This is a genomic window from Bacillus cereus group sp. BfR-BA-01356 (assembly GCF_022663635.1).
Taxonomy (GTDB): domain Bacteria; phylum Bacillota; class Bacilli; order Bacillales; family Bacillaceae_G; genus Bacillus_A; species Bacillus_A cereus.
Genome location: NZ_JAKUFX010000212.1, coordinates 1 through 5,727, shown reverse-complemented (window position 1 = coordinate 5,727; position 5,727 = coordinate 1). Strand labels below are relative to the sequence as shown.

Genomic DNA, 5,727 nt, shown 5'->3' with positions numbered 1-5,727 from the left:
ACAGAAAGATTCCAAGAAAAACTTCACGGCCTTTCCCCGATAGAATATCGGGAAAAGGCCGTGGCATAATACTCTTTTTATTACTGTCTACTTGACAGGGAGATGACCAAACCGTTCAATGTCTTTTTTCTTTTTAAATGTTTGTATACTCAAAGTATAATTTTTCTGGTTTTCCATACATGTTAATTTCATTTTGATATAGGACAGCTAATGGCTGAGACATCTCAATGCTTTCCACATAGGATAATGAAGCAGTTGCTTCTATTTTTTCTTTAATCTCATTAGGAATGGCTGAGTAAGATAAGTTATTCATTTTACTTCCTAGTTTAGTATCTGTAGCAGCTTCATAATAAATCTCGGTAATTAAAAATTCATCATCTTCCGGATCATACATGTATCCTCGATTAACTGTAATCATATTATATAACTCCTCTCAAGTTTCATATTCTGATTCCTCGTGCTTTTAGCATTGCAACAAGTACTTTCCATATTTAGATTCCCTTTTTCTTCTCTTTCGAATGCCATTATGAATGGATACTTATTATCTTACTTCATCGTAAAATTTTGGAATTTCCAACAATATAAAGGTTTGATTTTATAGATAGTAAGTTCATAACTTTTAACGCGGTAATTAATTTTTTTCTTTTGAAAGTTTTAAATGATTTCCCCTATTGATAATGTTGGCTTATCTAAAGTAATTGCATGTTCATATTTCATCATAAATATCCTCTTTTCTAAATAAAAAGCACGAAATATGTGCGTTTATCCATATTTTTTTATGCTATGCTCTGTAAAAATTCATATAATCTCCCCTCTAAATTAAACAAAAAGCACAAAATATGTGTTTTCTCATTTAGCATACTTTTAGTCCTAAAAGTTTATGTATAAGTGATTCCTAACTCGAAGACAACACAAAAAGGACTTCTTCAAGTCGATTAAAATGTGCATAGCAAAATAAGCTATATATACACTAATCGGCTCAAAGAAGCCCTTTCATAATTGAAACAAGAATACAACTTGTTTCTAAAACTCAACCACAACACATAGGGTGTGGGAATAAACGGAATCAATTAAACAATAAATATAGATTTATATTAAACTATTTTTATATTATATTCAATTATTTTCAATAGAACAGGGATAAGAAGGAAGTTTATATGCAGATCCCACATGTATTGTATAATAATGCCCCTGAATCCCCTGCTATAAATCCCCTCTTATATTCAATCCCTGGAGTTACTTCATGTACTGTATTTCAAAATATAGCTTTTCTGGCTTTTGATTTTGAACTAAATAACAAAGTATTTCCTTTATATTTTTTTCTTCTACTTCAACACTTTCCATATAGGTCATACTTTCGTTTTCCTGGACCTTTTGAAAAATAGCAACAGGTACTTTAACTGCATCAAATACACCCATTTTACTGCCTAACTTTTTTTCTGATGTACCATCATAGAAAATTTCATTTACTATTACCTCATTATCATCAGGATCGTACATGTACCCTCTTTGTATACGTAGCAATATAGTACTCCTTTCTTGTATATTCCTCCAATGAAATAACTACATTTGTATATAATGTTATTTTATTAACAGGTGTCAAAGAATATTATTTCGCAAAATCTGTGCTTTGTATAGAGGTAGATACAGGATTATTAATTTTGTTAAGTTTTTTTGAATACTCCAAGCTAATTATAAAATAAACAAGCCACCCTTAAAGCGAAAGCTTGTATGGTGGCTTAGTTTTCTATAAATAGCTTTGTATCTAATTGTTTGATCTCCCCTTCTGCAAGAGGTTGATAAAAAGCGTGTTGTAATCCTTGAAAATGTAAAGATTCCCCTATGCATAACAATACTTTACCAGGAATTAAATCAAGTAATAGTTCATTATTAATTTGCTTTGCTTGTTTTTTAGTAGAAACATAAATAACTAAGATTGTAGGGTTATTCCCTAAGTCCTGCATAATAACATCTTTTCCTGACTCTACAAAAGTCTTCCATCTAGCAATTATTCGTTTTAATCGATCCTTTTGATCAGATAATAAGGTGGAGTATACAACAAAGTTAAATTTACGTTCTTTTCCTCCATTTACTATAAAACTTAAAGAAGGGGTAAAAACCCCTTTACTAATAGATGGATGCATAATATGACCTAAAAATGAAGAAGCGTAGCGTAAATGACAAAGTAGGTCTATGTCATGCCAATAACGCAGGTGAACATATTTACCATGATTGTCAAGACGCTCTGGGGCAAAGAAGAACATATTTCCTTGCCAGTATTTTAGTAGTTTAAATCCATTATTTGATAAGGTATATGTTTCTTCAAAGATTTCTATATCCAAAATTTCTACTTGCCATTTTTCGATAAATTGATAGTAAAGTAATCCTTGAATTGCATTATTAATTTTCTTCCGCGAAAATTTATTCTTGAATAGATATAATAAATGATTAAACCGAACGGATGTATGAACACCAATAAAATTGAGTATAGCATATTGTTCCTCTGTTAAAAGCTGCTTAAACTTAACTAATTCGTCATAAGAGTGGAATACATAGGTTTTATCCAAATCATGTATCCGATATATTTGAAGTCCTTGTACATCCTCACTTGATAAATGAGGAATAGAAGGAATATAAGTATACATTTGTTTCTCTATTGTACGCATAATCATCGATTAAAATTGGTAAATTGACGAATTAGATTTTTTACTTTGGCCTTGCGGATAATTTAGGATACGTACAGTTCCTCTTCTATTTTTAGCATCAATATTAAGCAGCTCACATGTAACAATTGTTTGGTTTATTGCGTCATCCACGGTTGGATTTGCCAGATTACGACCTTTTAGCCCTTTAAACTGAATACCTGGTGCAACTTCTACGAAAATCCCAGCAATAGCATCTACACCTACAATTTTACCTACAAAGCGGTCACGTCGTTTGTTTAATTCTAATAATTTTTCCATTGGATCCGTTTCTAGTTTCTTTTTATTTCCTCTAAACTCGTAGCGCCCATCCTTTTCCACTACTTTATCGATGATAAGCTCTACAACATCACCAATAATAATATCCGCCGAGCGAACGAATGAATGGGACCATTGCGAGTATCTTACTCCCACTGTTACACCATGAACTTCAACCAGAATTGTTTGTGCAGATGGAATATGTCCAGAAACTGTTCCTGTGTATACTTTATTCCCCTCTTGTTCTACTATTTCTTCATATAATTTTCTTTGCAGTGCAAGTTCTCCTGCGGTGATAGATACAACAGCAAAGTTCCCTTCCTCAGTTCTTTGGAAATGCTCAATAATAACGGGTTTTGTTTTACCTATCAGCCATTGAGGATTTTTAGGAATATTTATACCTGCCTCTGTAAGTGGACAATATGCTGTCGTATGAGTACCAATTTGCATTGTGAGCACTTGTATCCGCTCAGATGTCCCGTTTTTAGTTGGGAATAATTTTTCAGATACTATGGTAATTAAGCCTTTCCCTACAGTACGTTCACGTTTCATACGAGCTAATTCTTCTAATTCATGTTCACGTATTCTTTCAAATTGATTGAAAGTTGATTCTATAAAGATGTCCTCTAGCGTGTTATCCGGTTCAAATGCCATCCCTAGTTCTTTTGTAATATGAGTATTTACCTTATCTTCAACCATTATATTTTCCTCCTAGAACGTAAAAAAGGACACACCTGTACCGTTGGAATGGTACGTAAGGTGTGTCCTTCACGTAAGTCATGTTTTATTTGTATAATTATTAATTAAAATATAACGTTTTTATGTAATTTGTGCAAGTATTATTTTTTGAAAAGGGAAAAGTTAAAATACTATATCTAACCTTTCCTCCTAATTTAAGTTAGATTTTCCCTAAAAATATAATCTTGAATAAAAAGTTATTTTAGGTTTCTATAGGTATTAATCAAAAAAATCATCTAATTCCTTACTCATTACATTAGATGTATTTTTCTTTTGTTGCTGGTTTTTATTAAGTAGTGAATTTGTATTGTTATACGTATTCTTTTGTTTGGCTTTTAAGTTTTTTTTGCGTTCTTTATAGTCGATATGTTTATCTTCATGCTGCTCTTCATTATTTCTAGTGTTCTCTACCATATTCTTTTCTAAGTTTTGATGAACAGTAATGCTAATAGATTCGTAAACTTTTGCAACCTCTTCATCAAGTTTATTTTCTTTAGTGGGATTAACTGTTTTTGTAGCTGGTTTCAAATTAGTTTTCATATCTGTTTTTGTTTCCTCTAATACTGTGGTTATAAGTCCCTCTGTTAGAAGCTTTTTTTGCAATGGATCAGTTTCTACAGGAATTCCTAAATGAATTGGGTAATCTATATCCCTTTTTGGTTCCAGCATAGTATTAGATACCTCTTTCTTCCGTTCTGCTAGCTCCATATTTTTTTTAGGACCTACTATTTCCCTATGTGTCTCTTTTGTTATATTCGGCAGCTCGCCATTCCGTTGTAGGGCATCTTGTAATCTTGAAGCACGTGTATAATCAATTTTAAATGCGTTCTGTAGTGCATGTATAGAAGAATTCCCTGATGCCTTAACAAAGGCTACTACATCATCATATAGGATGTCTTTAAAGAAGCCTGTTTCCTCTTGCTTTGCTTCTGATTTTTCGTTTGGAATGCTATTTTCTCGTGAAGTCGTATTATCTAAATCTGTATTAGATGAAGGAGTAGTATTGATTTGAGAATCCTTTGATAATATCAACGTATTATTATTGTTTGAAATTAAAACTTTACGAGGGCTATTCCCGGTGTAAGTGCTCACAATGTGATTGTGTTCTAACTTCTCAATAAATTTTACAGCCTTTATATGGCTGATTCTGAATTTTCTTTGCAAAAGAGATGGTGAGATTTGTTGTGATTCAATAACGAATGCCTTAATTTCTTCATACAACTTATTTTCAGTTTCTTCAATAACATTTCCCTGTTGACTGACATCCTTAAAATAATCAGGAAAAGTTACATTTTCTACAGTGTTTGTTTCTATGGAATTATTTTGTTCTATTTTATCACCATGCATAGGTGGAAATGATTCTATCTGTTTTTTATTATTTGCATCTACATGTTTCATAGGATTTGATTTTGCGATAGATTCTTCAATGAGTCGAAGACGTTCAGTTTCCCAATATTGTCCAGACTTGATCTCTACTTGAATGATTGCTTGAGTAAATTCCTCTTTGGGTACAAAGTTACTAGTAATTTGTTGTACAGGTTGCACATGATTGTCTTGTACAATACGCGCAGCACAAATGAAGGCACCTTGTGCCATAATATCTCCTGGTGACATAACGACTTCTTTTAATTTTTGATATGTCGAACCTAAGCGACTAACGGGATTCTCTTGCATAGGAGAAATCCCTTGTTCGGATTCGGATTCTTTAAATTCCTCTGTTTCACCAAACATGTCAGAGAAAATTTTCGCATCATATGGTGTTACATCACCAAATATCATCTTGTTACGGAACGAACCTAGTAAAGTAAACATATACTGCTCTGTGAAATCCAAAGCTAATTGAGATAGTGTTTGACTTGCAATTGTCAGAATGACTTTATATTTACGAGATTGTGCAGGGAACTCTTTGAACGGGCGCACAAATGTGTAGCATCCTAGCCCGAGAGGGCTGGGGTAGCTACTAACCCTTACGGGTCGCGATAGGTAAAGCTTTGAAGTTATCTCTACTTTTTCCCCCGCCCCACACCGT

5 protein-coding genes and 1 pseudogene are annotated in these 5,727 nt (G+C 32.8%); 1 reads left to right on the top strand and 5 read right to left on the bottom strand.

Annotated features, from left to right (window positions below):
* The coding region (locus MR168_RS33830) for an IS3 family transposase (protein ID WP_325782447.1) at positions 1 to 69 on the top strand (69 nt) is incomplete at its 5' end.
* Positions 70 to 133: 64 nt separating this feature from the next.
* On the opposite strand, the gene MR168_RS32075 is transcribed toward MR168_RS33830, so the two are convergent.
* The 5 genes and pseudogenes from MR168_RS32075 to MR168_RS32055 form a co-directional block, all read right to left on the bottom strand.
* The gene (locus MR168_RS32075; protein WP_000633825.1) at positions 134 to 418 is read right to left on the bottom strand and encodes a hypothetical protein; all 285 of its coding nucleotides are present in this window, start codon (positions 416 to 418) and stop codon (positions 134 to 136) included.
* An 818-nt stretch (positions 419 to 1,236) separates the two neighbouring features.
* The gene (locus MR168_RS32070; protein WP_002083359.1) at positions 1,237 to 1,524 is read right to left on the bottom strand and encodes a hypothetical protein; all 288 of its coding nucleotides are present in this window, start codon (positions 1,522 to 1,524) and stop codon (positions 1,237 to 1,239) included.
* 215 nt (positions 1,525 to 1,739) lie between these two features.
* Positions 1,740 to 2,666: a hypothetical protein gene (locus MR168_RS32065; protein ID WP_033685861.1), complete on the bottom strand. Its 927-nt coding sequence runs from the start codon at positions 2,664 to 2,666 to the stop codon at positions 1,740 to 1,742.
* 9 nt (positions 2,667 to 2,675) lie between these two features.
* On the bottom strand, positions 2,676 to 3,659 hold the full coding sequence (locus tag MR168_RS32060; protein WP_000228952.1) for a hypothetical protein: 984 nt from the start codon (positions 3,657 to 3,659) through the stop codon (positions 2,676 to 2,678).
* Positions 3,660 to 3,917: 258 nt separating this feature from the next.
* Positions 3,918 to 5,618 (bottom strand): annotated as a pseudogene (locus tag MR168_RS32055) (DNA translocase FtsK); the annotation flags it as partial.
* Between the last annotated feature and the right edge of the window lie 109 nt (positions 5,619 to 5,727).